Consider the following 26,473-nt stretch of genomic DNA (forward strand, 5'->3'; position numbering starts at 1 on the left):
ACACTTAGCTGCGCGGATTGACGTTCTCCGGGTCGTAGAGCGGCCTGTAACCGACGGCGGCCACTTCGACCGGGTACTTCTCGCCGAAATATTCGACGCTCAGCTTGCGGCCCTCCTGGCAATACGCCCAGGGCAGGTAGGCGAGCGCGATGTTCTTGCCGAGGGTCGGACCATAGGCCACCGAGGTCGTGAAGGAGCGTCGGCCGAGCTCGTCGACGAGCGTCTCACCGGTTTGCGGGTCCATCACCGGCATCGTGCCGACCGGATAGCGGAGAACGCCATTGGAATCGGTATTGTCGGTCATGATAAGCGTGCAAAGCATGGCCGGCTGATGCGCCCGGGCGCGATATTCCAGATGCTTTGCCTTGCCGCAGAAATCGGCCTCCTTGACTTTCGGACGGGCAAGGTCGGCTTCCAGCAGATTGTATTCGGTCAAGAGGTCCGCATTCTGCAGGCGCAGGCTCTTCTCCATGCGGCGGCTGTTGGCATAGGTCTCGACGCCAAAGGCCATCACGCCGGTCGACCGCAGCGCGTCCCAGACAGCCAGGCCGTCGTCGTAGCGCATGTGCAGTTCCCAGCCTTGCTCGCCGACATAGGAGATGCGGAAGGCGGTCACGTCCTTGCCGGCGATCCTGACGGGCTTGATCGCGGCAAAGGGAAAATTCTCAGGCGTCAGCCCGTCGGGGTTTTCCACGCACTTGCTCAATGTCGCCCGCGCGTTCGGACCCCAGATGCCGACGGTCACATATCTCTCGGTCACATCGGTGACGCTAACGTCGAAGCCTTTGTCCTCTGCCGTCCGGCGCATGTACTGGAAGTCGCGCGGCCCGGCATCGGCGCCGTCGATGACGCGGCAGCGGCCGGCCATGCGGATGACGGTCAGGTCGGCGCGCACCATGCCTTCCTCGTCGAGGAAATGGGTATAGATGCCCTTGCCGATATTGCCGTCACCGCCGATCTTTGCCGCGCACAGCCATTCCATCAGCGCGACATGGTCCGGGCCTTCCACGTCGTACATGGCGAAATGCGACAGGTTGACGACGCCGCAATCCTCGCTCATCGCGAGATGCTCGGCGTTCGAGACGCGCCAGAAGTGGCGGTTATCCCATTCGTTTTGGCGCACCGGCACCCGGTTGCCGTATTTCTCGAGCAGATGCTCGTTGGCGGCGTAGCCATGGGCGCGCTCCCAGCCGCCGAGTTCCATGAAATAGCCGCCGAGTTCCTTCTCGCGCTCCCAGAAGGGCGAGCGGCGGACATTGCGAGCCTTGGAGAAGGGCTCGCGTGGATGGACCGCTGGGTTGTAGACCTTCATAGCGGTTTCGGTGCAGCGATCCCAGATGAACTGTTCTTTCGTCTGGTGCGGATAGAAACGCGAATAGTCGATGGCGTGGTGGTCGATCGCCGTGCGGCCGTCCGTCATCCAGTCGGCGATGAGCTTGCCCATGCCGGGGCCGTCCTTGACCCAAATCGCCACCGCATACCAGAGGCCCCTGACCTTCTGGCTTTCGCCCATCGAGGGGCCGCCGTCCGCCGTCACCTGCAATAGGCCGTTGAAGGAATGGCTCTCATTGTAGCCCAGCTCGCCCAGGATCGGCGTCAGTTCCATGGCGCGCTCGAGCGGCGCCAGGATCTGCTCCATGTCGAGATCGCGTTGCGACGGCGAAAGCCGCGCCTCGTTTTTCTCGAGAATATCGCGCGGATGGCAAAGGCGCGGATTGGTCTCTTCGTAATAACCCCATTCGATCTGCCCGCCTTCGGCGGTCTTGGGGTCGCCGGTATCGCGCATGTAAGCCGAGTTGCCCTGGTCGCGCAGCAGCGGCCAGCCGATCTCCTTGCCGGTGCCGGCGAACTCGGTGTACGGCCCGAAGAAGGTAAGCGGATGGTCGATCGGCATGACCGGCAGGTCCTCGCCCGCCATTTCCGCGATCAGCCGTCCCCAGATGCCGGTGCAGACCACGACATAGTCGGCCTCGATGGTGCCGCGGTCGGTCACCACGCCCTTGATGCGGCCGTTCTCGATGACGAGCGACCTGGCCGACGTATTGGCAAACGCCCTGAGTTTGCCGGAAGCTTCCGCCTGATCGACAAGCTTGCCGGCGACGGTCTGCGAGCGCGGGATGACGAGGCCGGCGTCGGGATCCCACAGGCCGCCCTGTACCATCTGTTCTTCGATCAGCGGGAATTTTTCCTTGATCTCGGCGGGATCGATCAGGCGGGCGCGTGTGCCGAAGGCCTTCGCCGAGGCGATCTTGCGCTTGATCTCCGCCATGCGGGCGTCGTCGCCGACGCGGGCGACCTCGAGGCCGCCGATGCGCGCGTAGTGACCCATCTTTTCGTAGAAATCGATGGAATAGAGCGTCGTCCAGCACGACAGGAAATCATGGCTGGTCGTGTAGCAGAAGTCGGAGGCATGCGCCGTCGAGCCGATATCCGTCGGGATGCCCGATTTGTCGATGCCGACAATATCGTCCCATCCGCGCTCGATCAGGTGATGGGCGACCGATGCGCCGACGATGCCGCCCAGCCCGACGATGACGACCTTCGCCTTTTCCGGAAACCCTGCCATTGCCCGCGACTCCAAGATGCTATTGCGAGCAGACTATAGGGCGGCGCGGCGCCGCGCTTGCAGCCTGTTTGCGACATCGCCAAAAAAGCCCGCGCCACCAGCCCGTCGAATGCAGTTAGACCTACGCCTTCGCCCTGCTCGGTACGAAGACGCTGCTAGAACCCGTCCTGCGCAGCTTCGAAGAAAAATGCATACCTTCATCGCCGATTACCGGAAGCAAATAAAAGGCCGGGTGTTTGCCCGGCCTTCAAAAATCATGGCGTCGACTTTACTTGATGCGCGCGACGCCGCCCGAGATCTCGATCGTCTCCGAACCGGTCAGCGCCTCAAGGTCGCCATTCGGCAAGGTAACAAAACAGCCGCTCGGGCAAAATTCCACGGTTTCGCCAGCGGCCAGCGCCAGCTCGGTCTTGCCGCCGCCTTCCGTCACGATCAGCGTGCGGGTCTCGGCGTCCTTGTTAACCGCGCTGGCGGCATGGGCCGAACCGCCCACGGCCAGAAAAGCGACGGCGGCGACGAGAGACTTCCACATTTTGCAGTATCGGTGTTGCCACCGCCTCTGTTGCATTTCGCAAGGCATTCTCGCCGTTTGCAGGTGAGCTTATATGTAATGCAAGCTGAACGGCAACTGAATGCCGCATTCATGCCGCAATTGGTTTCCGAAGGCTTGAAGGCAAGCTCCAAACAGCTAGTCAGGATCGGGCTTCCGTACCTTGCGTCCCGACTTGGCGAGACGTTTCGCCTCGACCGCCGCTAGGGCTTTTGCTTGTTCCCGCTCGGCGAATTCGACTTCGATCTTGTCGTCGTCGATCGGCCACGCCTCGTGCTTTTTGGTCTCGACGACGGCGCGCGGTGTCGACGGAATTTCGATATGCTGGTCGGCGAACACATCGAAGATGGCAAAGCGGATGTCGTTCTGGACGATATTGCCACTAAGAACGTCTGCCAGGAATACGCGGATCTCGAATTCGAGCGCGGCCGGGCCGAAATTGGAAAACAGCACAAAGGGTTCCGGGTTCTTCAGCACCAGCGGATGGCTGCGTGCGATCTCCAACAGGACGCCATGCACGTGCTTGACGTCGCTGCCATAGGCAACGCCGACCTTGATGTCGACGCGGCCGAGCTTGTTGCGGTGCGTCCAGTTGCCGACCGCATTGTTGATCAGGTTTGAATTGGGCAGGATCACCGATTGCCGTTGGAACGTCTCGATCTCGGTGGCGCGCACGCTGATCTTCTTGACCGTGCCGCTGATGTCGCCGGCGACGATCCAGTCGCCGACCTTGAACGGCCGCTCGGCCAACAGGATCAGGCCCGACACGAAATTCGAGACGACATTCTGCAAGCCGAAACCGATGCCGAGGGACAAGGCGCCGGCGACCAGCGCGAGATTGGAGAGGTCGATACCGGCCGCCGAGATGCCGACCAGTGCCGCGACCGCGACACCGGCATAACCGACCGCCAGCCGGATCGAATTGCGCACGCCGGTGTCAACCCGGCCGCGCGCCATCACCGAGCCGTCGAGCCAGCCCTGGAACCAGCGCGTCAGGAAATAGCCAATGATGAAGACGACGACGCCGGTGAGAATGCCGGTGACCGAGATCGTCACCGAGCCGATGGTGAGGCCGGTCGCCAGCTTGTAGGCCCAGGCCTGGATGTCGCCGGGCTGGAAGCCCCACATCAACAGGATCAGCGGCAGGAACACCAGCACAATCATGATGTTGATGGCGGCGCTGACGACAAGCCCGAGCTGGTCGAGGGCGGTCTCTTCGTAGCTTGAATTGGCCGCTAGCCAGCGCCCGATCGAAGTTTTGGCGAAACCGCCTTCCTCGCCGATCGCTCGCGCCGACAGGAAGCCGATATAGGCGGTGACCAGGATGGTGCCGGTGACCACGACCTGCAGCGAGACGAAAATTGCAAGGCCGATATAGCCAAGCAGTGCCGATGCGATGGTGAATAGGCCTAGCGCGACGGCGGTGTAGCGCAGCCACGCCGGCCACGGGCGCCAGCTTCCGTCGGGGGCCTTGAACGGCTTCAGCAGGCCCATAAGGATCAGGATGATGCCGACGACGATGGTGGCGATGAAGCTTCTGGCGATGGTCAGCGACAGTGGCGAGCCCATCTTGTCGTTGACGACAGACAGGAAGTTGTTGCTGCCGATGACGACAGCCATGGCGGTCGTCAGCCGCACCAGCCAGCGCGCCGGGCCGGTTTCGACCGGGATCAAACGCCAGTTCGGCAGTCGGGGCTCGAGCGCTGCGTTGGTCAGGCGGTTGACGCAGAACACCACCGCGATAACGGCAACCAGCGAATTCAGGAAGATGCCGATGTCACCGCGTAAAACATTGTAATAATCGAAGAAGAAGATCGTCGAGACAAGGAAGGCGCCGACCGCCAGCGTCGGCAGCAACGTCGACCAGAACGCCACCGACAGGCGGCTGAGATAGGAGGGGTCCTCGACGGAGGGATCCGCTTCGAAGACGCGGCCGAACAGGCGTCGGCCGCCGATAAAAAGCACTGCAGCGAATGCGAGCGCCATCAAAGTCGCGGCAAGAATGGCCTGGAACTTGAACTTGAAGGCGAAGCTCAGCCAGGATGACACCGCCTTATAGAAGCCGGAAAACTCAGCGTTGGCGTCGGAAAAGACTTCGGGGCTAAGCGCATCGGACAGCACGTAGCGTTTGGTAAGCACATTGCGGAACAGCTCGCTGCGCATGTTGCCGATCTTCTCGATCAGCCCACTGATGCGGATCGACAGGTTCTGCGCGCTGGCAATAACGGCGTTGATCTCGGCTTTTTCGGAAGCCAAGGCCTGGCGTTCACCGGTTACGATGTCTGGCTCGGCCGGCTGGCCCGCGGCCGGCGGAGGTCCCAGCATCTCAATCCGATCGTTGATATCGCCGAGACGCGAGCGGAACGCCAGCGCGCTGGTGAGCGCCGCCCGCGACAGATCCTCCAATTGCAGACGGATTTCCACGAGGGTGGCATCGTCTTGGCCGTCCTGCTGTATCTTCTTCTCGAGACCGTCGGTTTTGGCCGTCAGACTCTGGATGACCTTCTGCTGGTCTGCGATCAACCCGGCGGCGCCCTGCCCGAGTGCCTGCGCCATAGCAACGAGCGACGGCGGCGCCGAGACAACAAGCGCAAGAATCAAGACCAGGCGGAATAAACGAAAGAACATGATTTTTCTGGCGACTCGCGGGCGGCATCGGCAGTTTTGAAGCACGTCCTTGATAAAGAGGCTCATATCACGGGGCAAGTCATCCCAGGCGTCTCGTTTTTCGAAGTCCCGCCAATCGAAGTCGGCCAATCCAATCGAAGTCGGCCAAATCCAATCGAAGTCGGCCAAATCCAATCGAAGTCGGCCAAATCCAATCGAAGTCGGGGAGTCGAAAAGCGATGGCGCAATCTTGGCTTTGCGTTTGCAGCCTGCTCTATACTCTGCCGTAAAGCCTGAAATGGATGACAATAAGAATGGCGGAATATTCGGCCTTTTCGCTTCTCAAGAACGCGCTGACCGGAAACAAGGACTGGACGCCGGCCTGGCGCAAGCCCGACCCGAAAGCGTCCTACGACGTGATCGTCATCGGCGGCGGCGGCCATGGCCTGTCGACCGCCTACTATCTCGCCAAGGAGCACGGCATCACAAATGTCGCGGTGCTGGAGAAGGGCTGGCTCGGCTCCGGCAATGTCGGCCGCAACACCACGGCGGTCCGTTCCAACTATCTCCTGCCGGCCAACACGCGTTTCTACGAACATTCGATGAAGCTGTGGGAGAACCTGGCCCATGACCTCAACTACAACGTCATGTTCTCGCAGCGCGGCTGCCTGAACCTCGCCCACACACCTGCTCAACTCGACGACTATGCCCGGCGCGGAAACGCCATGCGCCATCTCGGCGTTGACGCCGAACTGATGACCACGGCCGAAATCGCGCGCCTGGTGCCGGCGCTCGACGTCTCGGCCACCGCGCGTTTCCCGATCGTCGGTGGCCTGATGCAGCGGCGCGCCGGCACCGCCCGCCACGACGCCGTCGCCTGGGGCTATGCGCGCGGCGCAGATCGCCGCGGCGTCGACATCATCGAAAATTGCGAGGTCACCGGCTTCCTGCGCGACGGCGACCGCATCACCGGCGTCACGACAACGCGCGGCGAAATCCGCGCAAAAAAGGTAGCGGTCGCGGTTGCCGGCAGCACCGGGCGGGTCATGCGGCTTGCCGGCATCGAGACGATGCCGATCGAGAGCCACGTGCTGCAGGCCTTCGTCACGGAATCGCTAAAGCCGTTCATCGATACGGTCCTGACCTTCGGCATGGGCCATTTTTATATGTCGCAATCTGACAAGGGCGGGCTTGTCTATGGCGGCGATCTCGACGGCTACAACAGCTACGCCCAACGCGGCAGCCTGCCGATCGTCGATGAGGTGATGAGCGAGATGCTGGCGCTGTTCCCTGGGCTGGCCCGTGTCCGCATGCTGCGCTCATGGGGCGGCGTCTGCGACATGTCGATGGACGGCTCGCCAATCATCACCACCGGTCCGCTGCCGGGCATGTATCTCAACTGCGGCTGGTGCTATGGCGGCTTCAAGGCGACGCCGGCTTCCGGCTGGTGCTTTGCCTGGACCATCGCCAAGGACGAGCCGCACGGTCTCAACGCGGCCTTCACGCTCGACCGCTTTTACCGTGGCATGGTGATCGACGACAAGGGCCAGGGCGCCACGCCCCGGCTGCATTAGGCCATGATCCCGAAAAGTGGAAACCGGTTTTCGGACAAGATCATGGTCAAACGAGAAGTTTAAGAGATCCATGCTCATCACCTGCCCCTATTGCGGCCCCCGCGACGTGATCGAATTCACCTATCAGGGCGACGGCAACCGCCAGCGCCCACAGCCCGCCTCGCAGAACCTCGACGCCTGGAACGCCTATGTCTACGACCGGCTTAACCCGGCCGGCGACCACAATGAGATCTGGCAGCATTCCGGCGGCTGCCGCGCCCATCTCAGGGTCGTGCGCAACACGCTGACGCACGAGATCTCCAGCACCGTGTTCGCGCGCGGCGACCACAACTCGGTTGCGCGGCACCGGGCCGAGGACAAGCCATGAGCCCGCGCCGTACCGAGGCCGGCGGCCGCATCGACCGGCTGCGGACCATCCGTTTCACCTTCGACGGCGCGCCTTATACCGGCCATGCCGGCGACACGCTGGCTTCGGCGCTGCTGGCCAACGGCGTCACCCTGTTTGGGCGTTCGTTCAAATATCACCGCCCGCGCGGCGTGCTGACCGCCGGCGTCGAGGAACCGAACGCGCTGGTCACAGTGTTGAGGGGCGAGGTTCGCGAGCCGAACATCCCCGCCACAATGGTCGAAATTTATGACGGGCTGGCCGCAGTCAGCCAGAACCGCTTCCCTTCGCTTGCCTGGGACGTCAGTGCCGTGAACCAGCTCGGCGGCAAGCTTTTGTCGGCCGGCTTCTACTACAAAACCTTCATGGGACCGGTGATCGGTCCGCTGAAGGGCACTCGCTTCTGGATGTTCTGTGAGCATTTCATCCGCCGTGCCGCCGGCCTGGGCAAGGCAGGCACGGCTCCCGATACGGCGCGCTACGAACGCATGAACGCGTTTTGCGATGTGCTGGTGGTCGGCTCCGGCCCGGCGGGGCTGATGGCCGCCAGGGCGGCTGCCGATCAGGGTGCACGCGTCATCCTGGCCGAGCTCGAGCCGCATTTCGGCGGCTCGGCCAATTGGTCGCGCGAGACGATCGATGGTATGCCGGCCGCCGACTGGGCAGCGCGCGCCGCCGGTCAGCTTGAAGGCCGTGACAATATCCGCCTTTTGCCGCGCACTACTGTCTGGGGTTATTATGACGGCAACACGCTTGCCGCGCTCGAACGTGTCACCGACCACAAGGAAAAGGCCGGCAAGGGCGAGCCGCGCCATCGCTATTGGACGATCCGCGCCAAGTCGGTGGTGCTGGCCACCGGCTCCCTGGAGCGTCCGCTGGTCTTTCCGGGCAACGATCGGCCAGGCGTGATGCTGGCGCATGCTGCCGAGCGTTTTGCCAATGAATATGGCGTGCTGCCGGGCGACAGGGTCGCGCTGTTCACCAACAATGACAGCGCCTATCGCTCCGCGCTTGCGCTGAAGAAGGCCGGCGCCGTCGTCGTCGCCATCGTCGACGTGCGCCCAGAACTTTCGAGCGAAATGCGCAAGCTGGCCGGCGAAGCGGAGGCCGAGATCCTTTCTGGCCACGCGGTAATCGCCACCGAGGGCGGCAAGGCGCTTTCCGGCTTCAAGGTGCAGCGCTTCGACATGGTCAACGGCGCGCTTTCCGGCGAAGCGCGCAGCATCCACGCCGATTGCCTGCTGATGTCGGGCGGATGGTCGCCGACCATTCATCTGGCCAGCCAGGCCGGCGCGAGAGCGGAATGGAACGAAGCATTGCAAGCGTTCCTGCCGCCCAAGCCGACGACGCGGCAATGGATCGGCGCCGGCGCCTTCACCGGCAGTTTCTCCACCGCCGAGGCGATCGCCGAAGGCCGCGCCGCCGGCCTTTCCGCAGCGGGCGCAACCGCCACGCCGGCGGCCTTGCCTGCCGTCGAGGCAGCACCTGGCGATCCCGATCCGGCGCCGGTGCTCGAGATCAAGGCCAAGGGAAAGAGTTTCGTCGACTTCCAGCATGACGTGACGGCGGATGACGTGCGGCTGGCGCATCGCGAAGGCTTCGTCTCGGTCGAGCATCTGAAGCGCTACACCACGCTCGGCATGGCAACCGACCAGGGCAAGAGCTCCAACATACCCGGCCTCGCCATCATGGCCGAGGCGCTCGGCAAGCCGATCCCAGAGGTCGGCACGACGCGCTTTCGCCCGCCCTTTTCGGCGGTGTCGATCGGCTCGCTAGCCGCCGAACGCTTCGGCGATCTGAAGCCCGAGCGGCTGACGCCGATGCATGACTGGCACGTCGCCAACGGCGCCACCATGTATTCGGCCGGCCTGTGGTATCGGCCGATGATCTACGGCCATCCCGGCGAGACGATCGAGCAGGCCTATGTGCGCGAAGCGAGAGCCACGCGCGAGAGCGCCGGCATCGTCGATGTCTCGACACTGGGCAAGATCGCGGTGCAAGGCCCCGACGCGGCGGAATTCCTCGACCGCGTCTACACCAACGTGTTTTCGACGCTGGCCGTCGGCAAGGCGCGTTATGGGCTGATGCTGCGCGAGGACGGTCTCGCCTTTGACGACGGCACCACATGGCGGCTCGGCGCGCAGGATTTCCTGATGACCACCACCACCGCCAATGCCGGCAAGGTGATGCAGCATCTGGAGTATTTCCTCGACGTGATCTGGCCGGAGCTGAAGGTCCACGTCGCCTCGGTCACCGACCAATGGGCCGGTGCCGCCATCGGTGGGCCGAAGGCAAGGCAGATACTGGCTGCTTGCGTTAGCGGCACCGCCGTCGACAATACCGCCCTGCCCTTCATGGGCATCGTCCACGGCGAAATCGCCGGCGTGCCGGTGATGATCTGCCGGCTGTCCTTCTCCGGCGAAATGGCCTTCGAGGTCTATTCCGGCGCCGGCTACGGCACCCATGTCTGGGAGGCGCTGATCGAAGCCGGCAAGCCGTTCGGGCTGGTGACCTACGGGCTGGAGGCGCTGGGCACCATGCGCATCGAGAAAGGCCACGTCACCGGTGCCGAGATCGACGGCCGCACCACGGCACGCGACCTGCATCTCGACTGGATGCTGTCGAAGAAGAAGCCGTTCATCGGCTCGGCGATGATGGACCGCGAGGGGCTGATCGCGCCGGACCGCCTGGAACTCGTCGGTATTGTTTCGCTCGACAACCAGCCGCTCAACGGCGGCGGGCACATCGTCGAGGAGCTTGACGAAGCCAATCCGCACGGCTCGCTTGGCCACATCACCGCTTGCTGCTATTCGCCGGCGCTCGGTAAATATATCGCGCTTGCCCTGGTCAAGGGCGGCAAGGCGCGGCGCGGCACGCGCGCTTATGTCTCCGACCCGCTGCGCAACCGGTTCGGGCCGGTCGAGATCGTCTCCAACCATTTCTTCGATCCGGACGGGAGCCGCATGCATGGTTGAACGCCAATCACCGCTTGAGCCGGTGCTGCATCCGGGCTCGCATGGCAATTTCGAGCATGGTGTCGAAATCATCCTCTCCGAAACCAGGCCGGGTTCGATCCTGCAGCTCGCCGCCTGGCCCGGCGAGGAGAAGACGTTGATGGCCGGCATCCATGCGGTCACCGGCCTGGCTTTGCCCGACGGCGCCGGTGGCGGTGTGACGAACGGCGCCAGGTCGGTGTTCGGCTTTGCGCCGGGAAAGTTCACTGTGGTCGATGAAGCCGAGGGATTGGGGCCGGCCTTTGCCAGTGTCGTCACTTCGGCCATCGGTACGGTGACCGACCTTTCGCACGGCCGCACCGCGATCCGTATCGCCGGGCCGAAGGCCGAGTGGGTGCTGGCGAAATTCTTCGCCATCGACTTCGCGCTGCCGGCCTTCCCGATCGGCGCCGGCCGCTCGACCATGCATCACGACATCTTCGCGCAGATCCAGCGCACCGGCGCCGATCAGTTCGACATCTATGTGTTCCGCTCGTTTGCCCGCTCGTTCTGGAAAGCGCTCTGCCATGCGAGCGAGGAAGTCGGCTACGAAGTGCAGTAGAGCCGGACGGCGCTTCACGTCACTCCGCGAACGTCACCCACTCTTCCAGCGGCGCGCGGTCGGTGCGGAAGGCATTTTCGGGCTTGGACGTATCCTCATGGCCGAGCGCCATGCCGCAGACGACGATCTCCTCGTCGGGAATGTTGAGCACCGGCCTGATCTGCCGGTGATAGGGCGCGAAGGCAGCTTGCGGACAGGTGTGCAGGCCCCTGCCCCGCGCGGCGACCATGATGTTTTGCAGGAACATGCCGTAGTCGATCCACGACCCCTTGTTCAGCCGCCGGTCGACGGTGAAGATCATGCCGACAGGCGCATCGAAGAAGACGAAGTTGCGGTCGTGCTGCGCACGCATCCTGTCGACCTCGCGCCGGCCGATGCCGAGCACGCCGTAGAGGCCGAAGCCGTTGGCGCGCCGTCGCGTCAGATAGGGTTCGAAGAACTGGTCGGGATAGTAGCGGTACTCGTCCCACTCGGCCTTTTCGGCGCGGATGCCCGAGCTGAGGATGGCATCGGTGATGCGCTGCTTGACCTCGCCCTTGGTCACATAGACTTTCCAGGGCTGCATGTTGGTGCCTGAGGGCGCGCGCGCGGCAACGGCGAGAATATCGCGGATGGTCTCGTCGTCGACCATATTGGGCAAGAAGGCGCGTACCGACCGCCGCGAGGTGATCGCGTCATCGACGATCGCCGCCGCAATCCGGGAGTTGTTTTCCAGCATGGGCCGTCCTTTTGCGTATGATGCCGAACCCGATTTTCCGGAAGGATCATGCGCCGACTAGAAGTGATGGAGCATCCTTGCGCGTCTTTTTGAACGCCCGATAGCCTACCCGCCTCGACCGGACGCCCCACTCGCCGCTCGTGCGCCGAGCCTTTGCCCGAACCGTCAAAATGGCGCAAGTAAATCTTGTGAGTGCGTGAAAATCCTCTTGATTTTTTCATGAACCCGCCATCAAATGAAATTTGCTGGGAATTTTTCACCGAGACAGGGATGGCTTTGCCCTCAACCGCCGCCAGATCGGAACAGGACAGCGGCGAACGGCTGCTGGCCGGCGACATCCGCGCGTTGCGCAAGGCGCGCGGCCTGACGCTTGCTGAAATCGCACTGAAGCTCGGCCGTTCCGTCGGCTGGGTCAGCCAGGTCGAGCGCGGTCTGTCGGTCCCGTCGCTCGGCGATCTCAGGGCCTTCGCCGAATTGTTCGGCGTGCCGGTCAGCCTGTTCTTCAGCCATGACGTACCTGTCGAGACCGAGCGCGGCGTGGTCGTGCGCGCCGGCAACCGGCGCACGCTTGGCACAAGCGATTCTGGCCTGGTGGAGGAGCTTCTGTCGCCCGATCTCGGCGGTAGCTTCGAGATGCTGCGTTCGGTCTTCGCCCCGGGTGCCGAGCTGAGCACCGAGGCGCGCCGGCCGACCGAGGAAGCCGGCTACGTCGCTTCCGGCAGTTTCGATATCGAAATTGCCGGCGTCTGGCACCGGCTTGGCGAGGGCGATTCCTTCCGCTTCGACGGCAAGCCGTTCCGCTGGCGCAATCCTGGAGCGGAACCGGCTGTGGTGATCTGGGTGGTTTCGCCGCCTGTCTATTGAACGAATGCATGTCGCCCAAAAGTGCGTGGCGGTTTTGGGACAACGACATGCATCAAAACAAATAGTCGGAGAAGAACATGGCCGGTTTGCCGACCACGGCACGCGTTGTGATCATCGGAGGTGGTGCCGTCGGCACCTCCTCGCTCTACCATCTCGCCAAGGCGGGCTGGACCGACTGCGTGCTTCTGGAGAAGAACGAGCTGACCTCCGGCTCGACCTGGCATGCCGCCGGCAACGTGCCGACTTTCTCCTCGTCATGGTCGCTGATGAACATGCAGCGTTATTCGACCGAGCTCTATCGCCGGCTGGCCGACGAGGTCGGCTATCCCATGAACTACCACGTCACCGGCTCGCTCAGGCTAGCCCATAGCGCGGAGCGCATGCAGGAATTCCAGCGCGCCAAGGGCATGGGCCGTTACCAGGGCATGGATATCGACGTGGTCGGGCTCGACGAGATCAAGCGCCGTTACCCCTTCATCGAGACGCATGAGCTGAAAGGCGCGCTCTACGATCCGAATGATGGCGATATCGATCCAGCGCAATTGACCCAGGCACTGGCCAAGGGCGCGCGTGACATGGGCGCGAAGATCATCCGCTTCTGTCCGGTCACCGGCGTGCGCCGCGACAACGACGAGTGGGTGGTCGAGACAACGCAAGGCGAGATCCGCTGCGAGATCGTCGTCAACGCCGCCGGCTACCGCGCCGCCGAGGTCGGCAGGATGTTCGGCCGCGAGGTGCCGATGATGGTGATGAGCCATCAATACATCCTGTTTGAGGAAATCCCCGAACTGGCCGCATGGTCGAAGGAGCAGGGCAAGAAGCTGCCGCTGCTGCGCGACGTCGATACGTCCTATTATCTGCGCCAGGAAAAGAACGGCATGAATCTCGGCCCCTATGAGCGCAATTGCCGCGCCCACTGGGTCGGCCACAACGACCCAATGCCCGACGACTTTTCGTTCCAGCTGTTTCCCGACGATCTCGACCGGCTGGAACATTACCTGGCCGATGCTGTCGCCCGCGTGCCGATCCTCGGCACCGCCGGCCTGTCCAAGGTCATCAACGGGCCGATCCCCTATGCGCCGGACGGCAACCCGCTGATCGGCCCGATGCCCGGCGTGCCCAACGCCTTCGAGGCCTGCGTCTTTACCTTCGGCATCGCCCAGGGCGGCGGCGCCGGCAAGGTGCTGGCCGAATGGGTGATCGAGGGCCAGACCGAATGGGATATGTGGTCCTGCGATCCGCGCCGTTTCACCGCCTTCGCCTCGGCTCCGGATTATTGCGTTGCCAAGGGCATGGAAATCTACGGCAACGAATACGCCATCCAGTTCCCGCGCCATGCCTGGCCGGCCGGGCGCGACCGCAAGCTGTCGCCGCTCCACGACCGCATCAAGGCACTCGGCGCTCGGTTCGACGCTTATAATGGCTGGGAACGCGCCACCTGGTATGCCAAGCCAGGCGACGACATCTCCGAAGAATCCACGCTGACCTTCCGCCGCGACGGGCCGTGGCAGCATCGTGTGCGCGAGGAATGCATCGCCGTCCGCGATGCCGCCGGCATTCTGGACCTGCCGGGGTTTTCCCGTTTCAATCTCGATGGTCCGGGTGCCGCCGAATGGCTGAGCCTCCAGGTGACAGGCCTGGTGCCGAAACCCGGCCGCATCGGCCTCGTCTATTTTGCCGACGACAAGGGCCGCATCGTCACCGAAATGTCGGTGGTCCGCCACGACGAGAACCTGATGACGCTGATCACCGCCGCGGTGGCTCAGTGGCATGATTTCGAATGGCTGAAATCGCGCATCCCGAAGGACGCCACTTTCAAGCTGGTCGACCGGACGGAGGAATACTCCACCCAGATCCTCGCCGGCCCCAACTCGCGAAAAATCCTCGCCGAACTCTGCGCGGCCGACCTCACCCTGCCCTGGCTGACGCATCAGGAAACCAGTATCGCCGGACGTTGGGCAAAGGTGGTGCGCGTGTCCTTCGCGGGTGAGCTCGGCTGGGAAGTCCACAGCAAGGTCGACGATACCGCAGCCATCTTCGACGCCCTCTGGGCAGCTGGCCAGAAGCACGGCCTGAAACCGTTCGGCATGTACGCGCTGGATTCGCTGCGGCTCGAAAAAGGTTACCGCACCTGGAAGGGTGACCTGTCGACCGACTATTCGATCCTGCAGGGCGGGCTGGAGCGCTTCGTCAGATGGGACAAGCCCGACTTCCGTGGCAAGGCGGCGCTGCAGAACGAAAGGCAGCAGGGCGTAAAGAAACGCTTCGTCACGCTGGTCGTCGAAAACCCCGGCGACTGCGATGCGCCCACCATGTCGACGCTGTGGCATGACGGCCGCATCGTCGGCGAGACGACATCCGGCGGCTGGGGTCATCGCATCGACAGGTCGATCGCGCTCGGCATGCTGCGCGCCGACCTCACCGAGCCGGGAACCGCGGTCGAGATCGAGATCTTCGGCGAACGTTTTCGGGCGGTCGTGCAGAAGGATGAGCCGTTATGGGATCCAAAGAACGAGAGGCTCAGAGCATGAAGACTGTCATCCTTACCGATGGCGGCATGGGCCAGGAGCTGGTCCGCCGTAGCAGTTCCGAGCCGACGCCGCTGTGGTCGGCCAGGGTGCTGATCGACGAACCGGATCTGGTGCGCGACCTGCATGCGGAATTCATCCGCGCCGGCGCCCGCGTCATCACCATCAACACCTATTCAGCCACGCCGGAGCGGCTGGCACGCGAAGGCGCGGAAGAGCTGTTCAAGCCGCTGCAGAAGCGCGGCACCGAACTGGCAAGGCAAGCCCGCGACCAGGCCGGCGACGCGGCGATCGCCGGCTGCCTGTCGCCGCTGTTCGGCAGCTATGCGCCGGCGCTGACGATATCCTTCCAGGATACGCTCGACATCTATCGCCGTATCGTTGCCGAGCAGGCGGACGGCGTCGATCTGTTTCTGTGCGAAACCATGGCGTCGGCCGAAGAGGCGCGCGCCGCCGTCACCGCGGCGTCGGAAAGCGGCAAGCCCGTATGGGTGTCGTGGACGCTTGCCGACCACGGCACGCCGCGCCTGCGCAGCGGCGAAGCCATTGCGGCGGCGTCGGGCGCTCTTGCCGGCCTCCCCGTCGCGGCCCGGCTGATCAATTGCTGCCGGCCCGAAGCGATCGCTGCAGCGCTGCCCGAACTGATCGCTCTCGGCGGTCCGGTCGGCGCTTATGCCAACGGCTTCACCTCGATTGAGGCGCTCAAGCATGGCGGTACCGTGGAAGTGCTGCACGCCCGCCACGACCTTGATCCGGATGCCTATGCCGGCCAGGCGGTCGGTTGGGTCGAGGCCGGCGCCGGCATCGTCGGCGGCTGCTGCGAAGTCGGACCGGCCCACATCGCCGCGCTGCGCGACCGGCTCGAACAGGCCGGTTATGAAATTTCGGGAGCAGCATAATGCCCAGGCCATCATCGCGCATTTCCGGCATCGTGCCTTCGGGCAAGGATGGCTGGGAGGTTCATTCCGCTGCCTGGGCGCGCAAGCAGGCCGGCGAGGACATTATCATGCTGTCGGTCGGCGACCATGATTTCGACACGCCGAGCGAGACGATCGAAGCCTGCGTGACGGCGGTTCGCGCCAGCAATCACCACTACACGCCGCTTGCCGGCGTTCCACGCCTGCGCAAGGCGATGGCGGCGGCCTCGACGCGGTGCACCGGGGTTGCGACCAGCCCCAACCAGGTCATCGCCACTCCGGGCGGGCAGGCCGCGCTTTACGCGGCCATTCAAGCGGTTCTCGACCAGGGCGACCATGCCATCGTCGTCGCGCCCTATTACGCCACCTATCCCAACACCTTCAGTGCGGCGGGCGCCGAGTTCAGCGTCGTCGAGACCCCCGCCGAGGATGGCTTTCAGCCGCGCGCCGCCGACATCCGCACCGCCCTTCGGCCGAACACCCGCGCCATCCTGATCAACACGCCGAACAATCCCACGGGCGCCGTCTATTCGCGCGAGCGCCTGGAAAAGCTGGCGCAGATCTGCCGCGAACATGACCTCTGGCTGCTGTCGGACGAGGTCTACTGGACGCTGGGCGGCGGCGAGCACGTCTCACCACGCTCGCTGCCCTGCATGGCGGAACGCACGCTGGTCATCAATTCGATGTCCAAGAGCCACGGCATGACCGGCTGGCGCATGGGCTGGCTGACCGGGCCGGAATCAATGGTCTCGCTGTTGACCGACCTCAATCTGGTGATGACCTACGGCCTGCCGGCCTTCATCAGCCTCGCCTGCGCCGAGGCGCTCGAAAATGGCTACGGCGTCAAGGAAATCGCCGAGCGCTACGCCGCGAGGCGCACCGTCGTCCTCGATGCCATGCGCGGCATGAACAACATCACCGTGCGCGGCTCCGAAGGCGGCATGTACGTCATGCTCGACATATCGGCGATCGAGCCGGACGACGAAAAATTCGCCTGGGCCTTCCTCGACCAGGAAAATGTCGGCGTCATGCCCGGCTCGAGCTTCGGCGAGGCCGCCGCCGGCCACATCCGCTTCAGCCTCTGCCAGCCTGAGCCGGTACTGATGGAGGCTGCCACGCGCCTGCGCCGCTTTGCCTCCAGCTATGGTCGCGAGGCCGCATGAACGCCTCGCCCACCAAAACCATTCCGACCAAGGTCATTCCTCCCAAAGCGAGGGCGGTCATCATCGGTGGCGGCGTCTCCGGCTGCTCGGTCGCCTATCATCTGGCCAAGCTCGGCTGGACCGATATCGTGCTGCTCGAGCGCAAGCAGCTGACGTCGGGCACGACATGGCACGCCGCCGGCCTGATCGGCCAGCTGCGCGGCTCGCAGAACATGACGCGGCTGGCGAAATACTCGGCCGACCTCTACGTCAAGCTGGAGGCCGAGACCGATGTCGGCACCGGCATGCGCCAGGTCGGCTCGATCACGGTGGCGCTTACCGAGGAGCGCAAGCACGAGATCTATCGGCAGGCGTCTCTCGCCCGCGCCTTCGATGTCGATGTGCGCGAGATTTCGCCTAGTGAAGTCAAGCAGATGTACCCGCATCTCAATGTGTCAGATGTGGTCGGCGCCGTGCACCTGCCGCTCGACGGCCAGTGCGATCCGGCCAATATCGCCATGGCGTTGGCCAAGGGCGCGCGCCAGCGCGGTGCAACGATCGTCGAGAACGTCAAGGTGACCAAGGTACATACCAGGGCCGGCCGCGTCACCGGCGTTTCCTGGGTGCAGGGCGACGAGCAAGGCCTGATCGAGGCCGATATCGTCGTCAACTGCGCCGGCATGTGGGCACGCGAACTTGGCGCCCGGAACGGCGTCACCATCCCGTTGCACGCCTGCGAACATTTCTATCTCGTCACGGAACCGATCCCCGGCCTTTCCCGCTTGCCGGTGCTGCGCGTGCCGGACGAGTGCGCCTACTACAAGGAAGATGCCGGCAAAATGATGCTCGGCGCGTTCGAGCCGGTGGCCAAGCCCTGGGGCATGAACGGCATAAGCGAGGATTTCTGCTTCGACCAGTTGCCGCAGGACATGGACCATTTCGAGCCGATCCTGGAAATGGGCGTCAACCGCATGCCGATGCTGGCCACCGCCGGCATCCACACCTTCTTCAACGGCCCCGAGAGTTTTACCCCCGACGACCGCTATTATCTCGGCGAGGCGCCGGAGCTTTCCGGCTACTGGATGGCGACCGGCTACAATTCGATCGGCATCGTCTCCTCCGGCGGCGCCGGCATGGCGCTGGCGCAATGGATCAATGACGGCGAGGCGCCCTTCGACCTCTGGGAGGTCGACATCCGCCGCGCCCAGCCGTTCCAGAAGAACCGCCGCTATCTCAAGGAGCGCGTCTCCGAAACGCTCGGCCTGCTCTATGCCGATCATTTTCCGTACCGGCAGATGGCAACCTCGCGAAACGTCCGCCGCTCGCCGCTGCACGAACATCTGAAGGCGCGCGGCGCGGTGTTCGGCGAGGTCGCCGGCTGGGAGCGCGCCAACTGGTTTGCGCGGGAGGGCCAGGAGCGCGAATACCGCTATTCCTGGAAACGGCAGAACTGGTTCGACAACCAGCGCGAGGAGCATCTGGCGGTCCGAAACGGCGTCGGCCTGTTCGACATGACCTCGTTCGGCAAGATCCGCGTCGAGGGCCGCGACGCCTGCGCTTTCCTGCAAAGGCTCTGCGCCAACGACATCGACGTGGCGCCGGGCAAGATCGTCTACACCCAGATGCTCAACCAGCGCGGCGGCATAGAGAGCGACCTCACCGTCTCGCGGCTGTCCGAAACAGCCTTCTTGCTCGTCGTGCCCGGCGCCACGCTGCAGCGCGACCTGGCCTGGCTGCGAAAACACCTTGCCGACGAGTTCGTCGTCATCACCGATGTGACCGCTGCCGAAGCCGTGCTTTGCCTGATGGGCCCGGATTCGAGGAAGCTGATCCAAAAGGTCAGCCCCAACGATTTCTCAAACGGGAACAATCCGTTCGGCACCTTTCAGGAGATCGAGATCGGCATGGGCCTGGCCCGCGCCCACCGCGTCACCTATGTCGGCGAGCTCGGCTGGGAGCTTTATGTCTCGACCGACCAGGCCGCCCACGTCTTCGAGGCGATAGAAGAAGCCGGCGCCGACGTCGGCCTGAAGCTATGCGGCCTGCACACGCTGGATTCCTGCCGCATCGAAAAGGCTTTCAGGCATTTCGGCCACGACATCACCGACGAGGACAATGTGCTGGAGGCCGGGCTGGGTTTCGCGGTGAAGACCGCCAAGGGCAACTTCATCGGCCGCGATGCGGTGCTGAAGAAGAAAGAAACCGGCCTGTCACGCCGGCTGGTGCAGTTCCGCCTGAACGACACCGAGCCGCTGCTCTTCCACAATGAGGCGATCCTGCGCGACGGCAAGATCGTGGGTCCGATCACCTCGGGCAATTACGGTCATCATCTCGGCGGCGCAATCGGGCTTGGCTACGTGCCTTGCAAGGGCGAGAGCGAGGCGGATGTCCTGTCGTCGTCCTACGAGATCGAGATCGCCGGCGAGCGCTTTGCCGCCGAGGCCTCGCTCAAGCCGATGTACGATCCGAAGGCGGAACGGGTGCGGATGTAGCGCACCTCAGAACGCGTCGATCCTGGCCGCGACTTTCGCCACGAACCTCGTCCGACTGCCCTCGGTCGACAGGTTCATCGAGTAATGCGCAAGGTAGGAAACCGACCCGCCGGGCTTGATCGTCGCACGCAGCACCCGCTTGACCAGCTTGCGCGGCGGGTCACCCATCAGCATGGCTCGGAACCGGCTGCCGCCATAGGTCGTGACCGCGACCACCTTGCGGATGTTGTGCAGTGACGGCTGCACCTTGCCGTCGACCAGCTTGAACGACACGCCGGGCAGGAAGACGCGATCGAAAAAGCCTTTCAGAATGGCCGGATAGCCGAAGTTCCACACCGGAAACGACAGCACCAGCGCCTCGGCCCGCAACAGGCGCTCGACATAAGGCGCCGCCGGATCGCCGGCACTGCGCGCGTCGTGATAGGACAGCCGCTCGGCGTGCGTCAGCCTGGGATCGAAACCCTCGGCATAGAGATCGCAATCGTCGACCACATGGCCGGCCGCTTTCAGCCGCTCGACGATGGTCCGGTGCAGGCCGGCATTGAAGCTGGTCTCCACAGGATGAGCATAGAGGACGAGAATGTTCACAGGAGAACATCTCGCAAGTCGGCACCAAGCACCCCCCTCTGCCCTGCCGGGCATCTCCCCCTCAAGTGGGGAGATCGGCTGTCAGTATCGCGTTCGCCACTCGACGACGTTGGAAGATGGTCGAGACGATGGAACTGCCAATCTCCCCCCTTGCGGGGGAGATGCCAAGTGGTGGCAAAGAGGGCAGGCCAGAGGGGGGTACAGCGCCACACGCCCGTCATCGTCTCAACCCGCCTTCTCCAGCCCCTTGAACAGGAACGACTTGCCCGAGCGATAATCATAGTCCGGGTTTTCCCAGGCGATCATCTTGCCCGGATTGAGCAGCCCTTGCGGGTCGGTTTCGCGCTTGAAGGCGAGCTGCACCTCGTCGGTGCGCTTCATGCCGCCTTCTTCCAGCGTGTAGCGGTGCGGGTTGAAGATCCAGCAGCCATTGTCCTCGTGGATGCGGATGATCTCGTCGAGCCGCTCCGCCGTGGTGAAGCGGACCAGCGGCAGCCCTGCGATGCCGATGGCGCCGTCGAAGCGGATGAATTCGAGATGCGCCGGCACCTCGTCGCCGAAGCGGTCGACCATCGCCTTGACGTGGCCGAGGTGGTCCGGCGACGGATAGCGGGTCTGCAGATAGGTGATCGTCGGGTCGACCCGGATGGCACGCAGCGTCGTGTGATTCCAGGTCAGCTCATAGGCCGGCGGCAGCCCCTTGAGATCGGCCTCCTTGTCGGCGCGAAAGACGATCTCGCCCTTACTGCGCGCCGTGAAGGCGAGGAAGGCATCCATCGCATGCGGCGCGATCATCAAGACGACGATGCTTTGGCCGCGCCGGAAAAACCGCTGGTGGCGCTTGAAGTAATCGTAGGGGATGGGTGCTGCGATCGGTGTGATCAGTTTCGCCAGTATGCCGTCCTGGATGGCGAGATCGTTGCCGAAGCCGGCCGCATCCATGAAATCGTCGAAGCCGACGATGACGTCGATCCAGTCATAGCTGGCAGTCAGCGGCATCTCGACTTCGGTGATGATGCCGTTGGTGCCGTAGGCGTGCATGACCTTCAGCACGTCCTCGCCGGTGAGCTCCATGACCCGCGGCTCAGCCTCCATCGTCACGGTCCTCAGCCGGATGACGTTGCCGAGGTCGCGCAGTCCACCCCAGCGGATCGAGCCGATACCGCCGGAGCCGCCGGCAACGAAGCCGCCGATCGATGCGGTGTTGTAGGTCGACGGCGACATGCGGAGCTCCTGGCCGGAATGCGCCCGCGTCGCTCTGTCGATGTCGGCGAGCACGGCGCCGGGGCCGGTGACGACACGGCCGGGGGCGATCGTCTTGACCGCGTTCATCTCGGCGAGATTGAGCACGACGCCGCCGGACAAGGGCATCGCCTGCCCGTAATTGCCGGTGCCGCTGCCGCGCGGCGTCACCGGGACGCCGTGCCGGTGGCAGGCGGCGAGAATGCGGACGACCTCGTCTTCGGTTTTCGGCGTCACGATCAGGTCACCGGTGACGTGCTCGAGCTGCTGCTTCAGCACCGGGCTGTACCAGTAGAAGTCGCGGCTCTTCTGCTGGACGATCGCCGGATGGTCGTCGATCTTCAAACCGTCCAGGTCGCGCTTGAGCGCCGCAATATCCATCATTCCACCATCAGATCATCGAGTTCGGCATAATCGGGCAGCTGGCGCTCGATCGCATGCCCGTCGCGCACGACGATGCGATCCGATTCGGGCCGCGACAGCAATTCCGTCCAGCTCCGCCCCTTGAAGACGACGAAATCGGCCGACCCTCCGGCGGCAAGCGTGCCAACACCATCGAGCCGCATCACCTTGGCCGGCGTCGAAGTCACCGCTTGCGGCCAGTCGGCGACGGGATGGTCTAGATGCAGGATGCGCGTCGCCATGCGATAGACCTCCAGCATGTCGAGATCGCCATAGGCATAGAACGGGTCGCGCGTGTTGTCGGAAGCGACGGCGACGGCAATGCCGCGCGCCTTCATCTCATGCAGCAGCGTCACCCCGCGCCAGCGCGGCGTGGTGTTGTCGCCGCGCCGGTCCTGCAGATAGAGATTGCACATCGGCAGCGACACCACCGCCAAGCCGGCCTTGGCGACCTTGTCCAGGGTGTCGAGCACGTCGAGGTCGGGCTGGCGCGCCAGCGAGCAGCAATGGCCGACCAGGATGTTCCCGTCAAAACCGTTCCAAAGGGCGGCTTCGGCGATTTTCTTCAGCGAGATCGCCGCGATATCGTCGGTCTCGTCGGCGTGGAAATCGAGGTCGAGGCCGTGCTTGATCGCCTGCGCGAACACCTGGTCGAGCAATTCTTCGAGATCCGGCACCATGTAGGTGACGACCCCGAGGACACCCTTGGCGGCAGCCACCCGCTTGGCCAGCCTCTCGAACCATTTCCTGTCGCGCACGCCTTCGATGCCGAGCAGGCAGGCCGCCTGCAGCTCGATGCGGCCGCGCCATTTCTCCCGCATCGTCTCGAACACCGGCCAGGAGATCTCTTCCTGCGGCGCGACGCTGTCGAGATGCGTGCGCAGCGCCCTGGTGCCGTGCGCGTAGGCGCAGCGCAGCGAAAAATCCATGCGACGGGCAACGTCGTCGGCGCTCCAGCGCGCCGCCCGGTCGGCGCCGGTGGCGTTCAAAGCGGCCATGAAGGTGCCGTCCGGGTTGGGCTTTCGAGGCCAGATATGGCCCTTGTCGATATGGGTGTGGCAATCGACGAAGCACGGCAGCACGATGCGGCCGCCGAGGTCGGTGGCGTCCGCCGGTGCGTTGGATAGATGCGCCGTAATCCCGGAGATCTTGCCATCGGCGATTGCGATATCGGCGAGCCCAAACCCGTCGGTATCGAAGGCTCCGGAAAAGCGCGGCGTAAGTGAGGCATGAAGCCGAACCTTGGCGAGATGGTAGGAACCAGAAGCCGGTATCAAGGCGGCGCTGCTCACCATCACCGCTCCTGCCTCAGCGCGCTCTCGTGCCAGCGCCGCAAAATGAGATGCGAAATCAGCGACAGCACCAGGAAGATCAGGATGCCGGTGAGCGAGATCAGGATCAGCGCCGCGAACAGCCTTGGCGCGTTGAGCCGGTAGCCGGCCTCGATGATGCGCGAGGCGAGGCCGGACGACTGGCCGGTGGCCCCGGCGACGAACTCTGCCACCACCGCGCCGATCAGCGACAGGCCGCCGGCGATCTTCAGCCCGCCGAGGAAATAAGGCATCGCCGCCGGCAGCCGCAGATAGCGCAATTGCTGCCAGCGGGTCGCACCGTTGAGCTTGAACATGTCGCGCAGATTGCGGTCGACGGAATTGAGGCCGAGCGTGGTGTTGGAGAGGATCGGGAAGAAGGCGACGATCCAGGCGCAAAGCAAAAGCTTCGTCGTCTGGTTGTCGACATAGATATTGATCAGCGGAAAGATCGCGACGATCGGCGTCACCTGCAGCACGATGGCGAACGGAAAGAACGACATCTCCACCCATTTCGATTGAGCGAACAGCACTGCCAGCCCGACACCGCCGACCACGGCGAGAAGCAGGCTCAAGAAGGTGATCCGGAGCGTCACCAGCAGCGACGAGAACAGCAGCCCGGCATCGTCGTGCAGCGTTTGCAGCACCACGCCGGGGCGCGGCAGTATGTATTTCGGAATGTCGTTCCAGACACAGATGCGGTCCCACAGCCAGATGGCCAGGATCATGATCGCCAGCGGCAGCAGCCATCTGCCGATGCGCTCGAAGCGCTCCTGGCGGACGCGGCGCGCCTCCTCCGGGTCGAGCGCCAAGACTGGTTCTTCAATGGCCGTCATGATGCGGTCCGGCAGTTGAGTTGATGGCGCCGATCAGCACGTCGGATGCCTGGCGGCAGAGCGCGGCATAGTCGGGCGAGGTGCGAAACGCCTCGTCGCGCGGATAGGGCGCGTCGACGGCAAGCTCGGCAAACACCCGGCCCGGCCGCGCCGCCATGACGACGACGCGGTTGGAGAGGAATACGCTTTCGAAGACGCTGTGGGTGACGAAAACGACGGTAAAACGCTCATCCTGCCATAGCTCCAGAAGATCGTTGTTGAGCTTGAAGCGGGTGATCTCGTCGAGTGCGGCGAACGGCTCGTCCATCAACAGAATGCGCGGCTTGGTCACCATGGCGCGGGCGATCGAGACGCGCATTTTCATGCCGCCTGACAGTTCGCGCGGCACGGCCTTCTCGAAGCCGGTCAGGTGAACCCGCGCCAGCATCTCCATCACCGCCGGCGCCGCCTTGGCCCGCGACACACCCTTCAGACGCAACGGCAGCCAGACATTGTCGAAGACGTCGGCCCAGGGCAGCAGCGTCGGCTCCTGGAAGACGAAGCCGATATTCGAACGCTCGAGGGCGCCGCTGCCGCGCCAGTCGAGCACGCCCGAGGTCGGCGTCGACAGGCCGGCAATCAGCCGCAGCGCCGTCGATTTGCCGCAGCCCGACGGCCCGAGCAGGCTGAGGAAATCGCCCTCCCGGATCGTCAGCTCGACATTGCTGAGCGCGGTGACGCCGTTGGAAAAAACCTTGCCGACGCCACGCAGCGCCAACAGCGTCGGCTCCGATACACTTCCTGGCTGTTGCGCCACTTTCTCCAGCTTCACGGCCTACTTCTTCAGGTCGAGCCCGACGCTCTTGTTGACGAAGGCCAGCGTGTAGGCCTTCTTGATGTCGATACCCGCCGGCGCGACCTTGGCCTTCACCATCTTGTCGTAAAAACTCTGGATGCGCGCGTCGCTCATGGCGCCGATGCCGAGCTTTTCGCTGTCGCCGGAATCGACCACGCCGAACTTCTTCAGCTGCTCGATCGAGAAAGCGATCTGCTCATCCGTCATGTCCGGATTTTCCTTCTTGATCATCTCGTTGGCGGCCTTGTTGTCGCCGTAGAGATAATTGTACCAGCCCTTGGCCGAGCCATCGACGAAGCACTGGACCACCTCGGGACGCTTGTCGATCGTCTCCTGCATGGTCTCGACCGTCGTTGCATATGTGTCCCAGCCATAGTCGGCCAGCAGGAACTGGTTCGGCGTGAAACCGCCCTGCTTCTGGACGGCGAATGGCTCCGAGGTGACGTAACCCTGCTGGATCGACTTCTTGTTGGCGATGAACGGTGCCGGGTTGAAGGTGTAGGGCACGCGCTTGGCGGCATCGAAGCCGAGGTCGGTGACCATCCACTGGAAGAAGGTCTGCGCACCTTCGTCGCCGAGGATGTACTGCTCGGCGTTCTTCAGGTCTTCCCATTTGTCCAGCCCCTGCCCGGGATGGGACATGATGACCTGCGGGTCCTTCTGGAAGTCGGCCGCCACGACGCGCATCGGTATGCCTTGCTGCACGGCATCGAAAGCCGACAGCAGATTGCCGCCCATGTAAAAATCGATCTTGCCGGCCAGCAGCAGCGGCCGGCCGCTGACCTGTGGGCCGCCCTGCATGATCGTCACGTCGATGCCGCAGGCCGCATAGGTGCCGTCCGCCACGGCCTGGTAGTAACCGCCATGCTCCGGCTCAGCCAGCCAGTTGGTGCCGAAGGTGACTTTTTCGTTCGCTGCCGCGGCAAGCGTGCCTGCGCCAAGCAGCACGATCGCGCACGTCGAAATCTTGAGTTTTCTGTACATCCACACCACCCTTTGTTCGCTCCGGCGCGTCACGCGCCGGGCTCGACACCATTGTTTCAAGAAGCAAGACACATGCCACCGGCGCGTTGCGCCGGGACCGCCCGCTTGTGCAATGCCCGCCTGAGCAATGGCGGCGCGAAGGCCGGACGGGTCATGCTGTACGAAAGGCATCGTGCCTATTTTTTGATCGCCTGTCCATAATCGCCCTCGTGACATGCACCGCCATCTTGATGCCCGCATCGATCCGGCCTTAGAGCGACGTGCGTCCACTTGGACGCACAAAGTACGCTCTAAAACTTTGAATCTTCGCATCGTGCTTTCCGAAAATCGATCCCGATTTTCGGGCCGATGCGATAGGCTGCCGTGAACGGAGATTGC

19 protein-coding genes are annotated in these 26,473 nt (G+C 63.7%); 9 read left to right on the top strand and 10 right to left on the bottom strand.

Annotated features, from left to right (window positions below; all coding sequences use genetic code 11):
- Window positions 1–4 precede the first annotated feature (4 nt).
- The 3 genes from NKH41_RS16485 to NKH41_RS16495 all read right to left on the bottom strand — a co-directional run bounded on the left by NKH41_RS16485 (window position 5) and on the right by NKH41_RS16495 (window position 5,744).
- Window positions 5–2,566, bottom strand: coding sequence for a GcvT family protein (locus NKH41_RS16485; protein ID WP_352767938.1), 2,562 nt, complete (start codon window positions 2,564–2,566; stop codon window positions 5–7).
- Between the two features lie 268 nt (window positions 2,567–2,834).
- Window positions 2,835–3,098: a hypothetical protein gene (locus tag NKH41_RS16490; protein ID WP_352452117.1), complete on the bottom strand. Its 264-nt coding sequence runs from the start codon at window positions 3,096–3,098 to the stop codon at window positions 2,835–2,837.
- A 156-nt stretch (window positions 3,099–3,254) separates the two neighbouring features.
- Window positions 3,255–5,744: a mechanosensitive ion channel family protein gene (locus NKH41_RS16495; protein WP_352500963.1), complete on the bottom strand. Its 2,490-nt coding sequence runs from the start codon at window positions 5,742–5,744 to the stop codon at window positions 3,255–3,257.
- Between the two features lie 293 nt (window positions 5,745–6,037).
- Here NKH41_RS16495 and NKH41_RS16500 point away from each other — a divergent pair, with 293 nt between their 5' ends.
- The 4 genes from NKH41_RS16500 (at window position 6,038) to NKH41_RS16515 (ending at window position 11,237) form a co-directional block, all read left to right on the top strand.
- Window positions 6,038–7,297 (top strand): sarcosine oxidase subunit beta, encoded by a 1,260-nt coding sequence (locus NKH41_RS16500; protein ID WP_352767936.1) that lies wholly within the window; start codon window positions 6,038–6,040, stop codon window positions 7,295–7,297.
- Between the two features lie 70 nt (window positions 7,298–7,367).
- A complete protein-coding gene (locus tag NKH41_RS16505) occupies window positions 7,368–7,664 on the top strand; it encodes a sarcosine oxidase subunit delta (RefSeq protein ID WP_352767933.1) in 297 nt (98 codons plus the stop codon).
- A complete protein-coding gene (locus tag NKH41_RS16510) occupies window positions 7,661–10,657 on the top strand; it encodes a sarcosine oxidase subunit alpha (protein ID WP_352452119.1) in 2,997 nt (998 codons plus the stop codon). Before NKH41_RS16505 ends, NKH41_RS16510 begins: the two co-directional genes overlap by 4 nt.
- Window positions 10,650–11,237 (top strand): sarcosine oxidase subunit gamma, encoded by a 588-nt coding sequence (locus NKH41_RS16515; RefSeq protein WP_352766931.1) that lies wholly within the window; start codon window positions 10,650–10,652, stop codon window positions 11,235–11,237. Before NKH41_RS16510 ends, NKH41_RS16515 begins: the two co-directional genes overlap by 8 nt.
- Window positions 11,238–11,256: 19 nt before the next feature.
- On the opposite strand, the gene NKH41_RS16520 is transcribed toward NKH41_RS16515, so the two are convergent.
- Complete coding sequence (locus tag NKH41_RS16520) at window positions 11,257–11,955, bottom strand: nitroreductase (RefSeq protein ID WP_352767929.1); 699 nt, start codon at window positions 11,953–11,955, stop codon at window positions 11,257–11,259.
- Window positions 11,956–12,225: 270 nt separating this feature from the next.
- Here NKH41_RS16520 and NKH41_RS16525 point away from each other — a divergent pair, with 270 nt between their 5' ends.
- From NKH41_RS16525 to NKH41_RS16545, 5 genes are all read left to right on the top strand, one after another.
- Entirely contained in the window at window positions 12,226–12,819 is a 594-nt protein-coding gene (locus NKH41_RS16525) for a helix-turn-helix domain-containing protein (RefSeq protein WP_352470272.1), read from the top strand.
- Window positions 12,820–12,896: 77 nt separating this feature from the next.
- A complete protein-coding gene (locus NKH41_RS16530; RefSeq protein WP_352767926.1) occupies window positions 12,897–15,350 on the top strand; it encodes a GcvT family protein in 2,454 nt (817 codons plus the stop codon).
- A complete protein-coding gene (locus NKH41_RS16535) occupies window positions 15,347–16,246 on the top strand; it encodes a homocysteine S-methyltransferase family protein (protein ID WP_352767923.1) in 900 nt (299 codons plus the stop codon). Before NKH41_RS16530 ends, NKH41_RS16535 begins: the two co-directional genes overlap by 4 nt.
- On the top strand, window positions 16,246–17,427 hold the full coding sequence (locus NKH41_RS16540; RefSeq protein ID WP_352767920.1) for a pyridoxal phosphate-dependent aminotransferase: 1,182 nt from the start codon (window positions 16,246–16,248) through the stop codon (window positions 17,425–17,427). The genes NKH41_RS16535 and NKH41_RS16540 overlap by 1 nt, the downstream gene beginning before the upstream one ends.
- Window positions 17,424–19,898 (top strand): GcvT family protein, encoded by a 2,475-nt coding sequence (locus NKH41_RS16545; protein WP_352767918.1) that lies wholly within the window; start codon window positions 17,424–17,426, stop codon window positions 19,896–19,898. Before NKH41_RS16540 ends, NKH41_RS16545 begins: the two co-directional genes overlap by 4 nt.
- 6 nt (window positions 19,899–19,904) lie before the next feature.
- Here the strand turns inward: NKH41_RS16545 and NKH41_RS16550 are convergent, their stop codons facing one another.
- From NKH41_RS16550 to NKH41_RS16575, 6 genes are all read right to left on the bottom strand, one after another.
- Window positions 19,905–20,486, bottom strand: a complete 582-nt coding sequence (locus NKH41_RS16550; protein ID WP_352681637.1) for an NAD(P)H-dependent oxidoreductase — start codon at window positions 20,484–20,486, stop codon at window positions 19,905–19,907.
- Window positions 20,487–20,711: 225 nt separating this feature from the next.
- Window positions 20,712–22,112 carry an FAD-binding oxidoreductase gene (locus NKH41_RS16555; RefSeq protein ID WP_502895664.1) on the bottom strand — a complete coding sequence of 467 codons (1,401 nt, stop codon included), beginning with the start codon at window positions 22,110–22,112 and terminating at the stop codon, window positions 20,712–20,714.
- Window positions 22,109–23,407: a cytosine deaminase gene (locus NKH41_RS16560; protein WP_352766977.1), complete on the bottom strand. Its 1,299-nt coding sequence runs from the start codon at window positions 23,405–23,407 to the stop codon at window positions 22,109–22,111. Before NKH41_RS16560 ends, NKH41_RS16555 begins: the two co-directional genes overlap by 4 nt.
- A gap of 17 nt (window positions 23,408–23,424) precedes the next feature.
- Complete coding sequence (locus NKH41_RS16565) at window positions 23,425–24,276, bottom strand: ABC transporter permease (protein ID WP_352490743.1); 852 nt, start codon at window positions 24,274–24,276, stop codon at window positions 23,425–23,427.
- A complete protein-coding gene (locus NKH41_RS16570) occupies window positions 24,263–25,087 on the bottom strand; it encodes an ABC transporter ATP-binding protein (protein WP_352452129.1) in 825 nt (274 codons plus the stop codon). Before NKH41_RS16570 ends, NKH41_RS16565 begins: the two co-directional genes overlap by 14 nt.
- A 3-nt stretch (window positions 25,088–25,090) precedes the next feature.
- On the bottom strand, window positions 25,091–26,095 hold the full coding sequence (locus NKH41_RS16575; protein ID WP_352766948.1) for an ABC transporter substrate-binding protein: 1,005 nt from the start codon (window positions 26,093–26,095) through the stop codon (window positions 25,091–25,093).
- Between the last annotated feature and the right edge of the window lie 378 nt (window positions 26,096–26,473).

The organism is Mesorhizobium sp. M1169, from assembly GCF_040318345.1.
In the GTDB taxonomy this organism is placed as follows: domain Bacteria; phylum Pseudomonadota; class Alphaproteobacteria; order Rhizobiales; family Rhizobiaceae; genus Mesorhizobium.

Excerpts from the sequence above, each read along its gene's own strand:
- NKH41_RS16485 (WP_352767938.1), bottom strand. The coding sequence starts at position 2,566 with ATGGCAGGGTTTCCGGAAAAGGCGAAGGTCGTCATCGTCGGGCTGGGC.
- NKH41_RS16490 (WP_352452117.1), bottom strand. The coding sequence starts at position 3,098 with ATGTGGAAGTCTCTCGTCGCCGCCGTCGCTTTTCTGGCCGTGGGCGGT.
- NKH41_RS16495 (WP_352500963.1), bottom strand. The coding sequence starts at position 5,744 with ATGTTCTTTCGTTTATTCCGCCTGGTCTTGATTCTTGCGCTTGTTGTC.
- NKH41_RS16500 (WP_352767936.1), top strand. The coding sequence starts at position 6,038 with ATGGCGGAATATTCGGCCTTTTCGCTTCTCAAGAACGCGCTGACCGGA.
- NKH41_RS16505 (WP_352767933.1), top strand. The coding sequence starts at position 7,368 with ATGCTCATCACCTGCCCCTATTGCGGCCCCCGCGACGTGATCGAATTC.
- NKH41_RS16510 (WP_352452119.1), top strand. The coding sequence starts at position 7,661 with ATGAGCCCGCGCCGTACCGAGGCCGGCGGCCGCATCGACCGGCTGCGG.
- NKH41_RS16515 (WP_352766931.1), top strand. The coding sequence starts at position 10,650 with ATGGTTGAACGCCAATCACCGCTTGAGCCGGTGCTGCATCCGGGCTCG.
- NKH41_RS16520 (WP_352767929.1), bottom strand. The coding sequence starts at position 11,955 with ATGCTGGAAAACAACTCCCGGATTGCGGCGGCGATCGTCGATGACGCG.
- NKH41_RS16525 (WP_352470272.1), top strand. The coding sequence starts at position 12,226 with ATGGCTTTGCCCTCAACCGCCGCCAGATCGGAACAGGACAGCGGCGAA.
- NKH41_RS16530 (WP_352767926.1), top strand. The coding sequence starts at position 12,897 with ATGGCCGGTTTGCCGACCACGGCACGCGTTGTGATCATCGGAGGTGGT.
- NKH41_RS16535 (WP_352767923.1), top strand. The coding sequence starts at position 15,347 with ATGAAGACTGTCATCCTTACCGATGGCGGCATGGGCCAGGAGCTGGTC.
- NKH41_RS16540 (WP_352767920.1), top strand. The coding sequence starts at position 16,246 with ATGCCCAGGCCATCATCGCGCATTTCCGGCATCGTGCCTTCGGGCAAG.
- NKH41_RS16545 (WP_352767918.1), top strand. The coding sequence starts at position 17,424 with ATGAACGCCTCGCCCACCAAAACCATTCCGACCAAGGTCATTCCTCCC.
- NKH41_RS16555 (WP_502895664.1), bottom strand. The coding sequence starts at position 22,112 with ATGATGGATATTGCGGCGCTCAAGCGCGACCTGGACGGTTTGAAGATC.
- NKH41_RS16565 (WP_352490743.1), bottom strand. The coding sequence starts at position 24,276 with ATGACGGCCATTGAAGAACCAGTCTTGGCGCTCGACCCGGAGGAGGCG.
- NKH41_RS16575 (WP_352766948.1), bottom strand. The coding sequence starts at position 26,095 with ATGTACAGAAAACTCAAGATTTCGACGTGCGCGATCGTGCTGCTTGGC.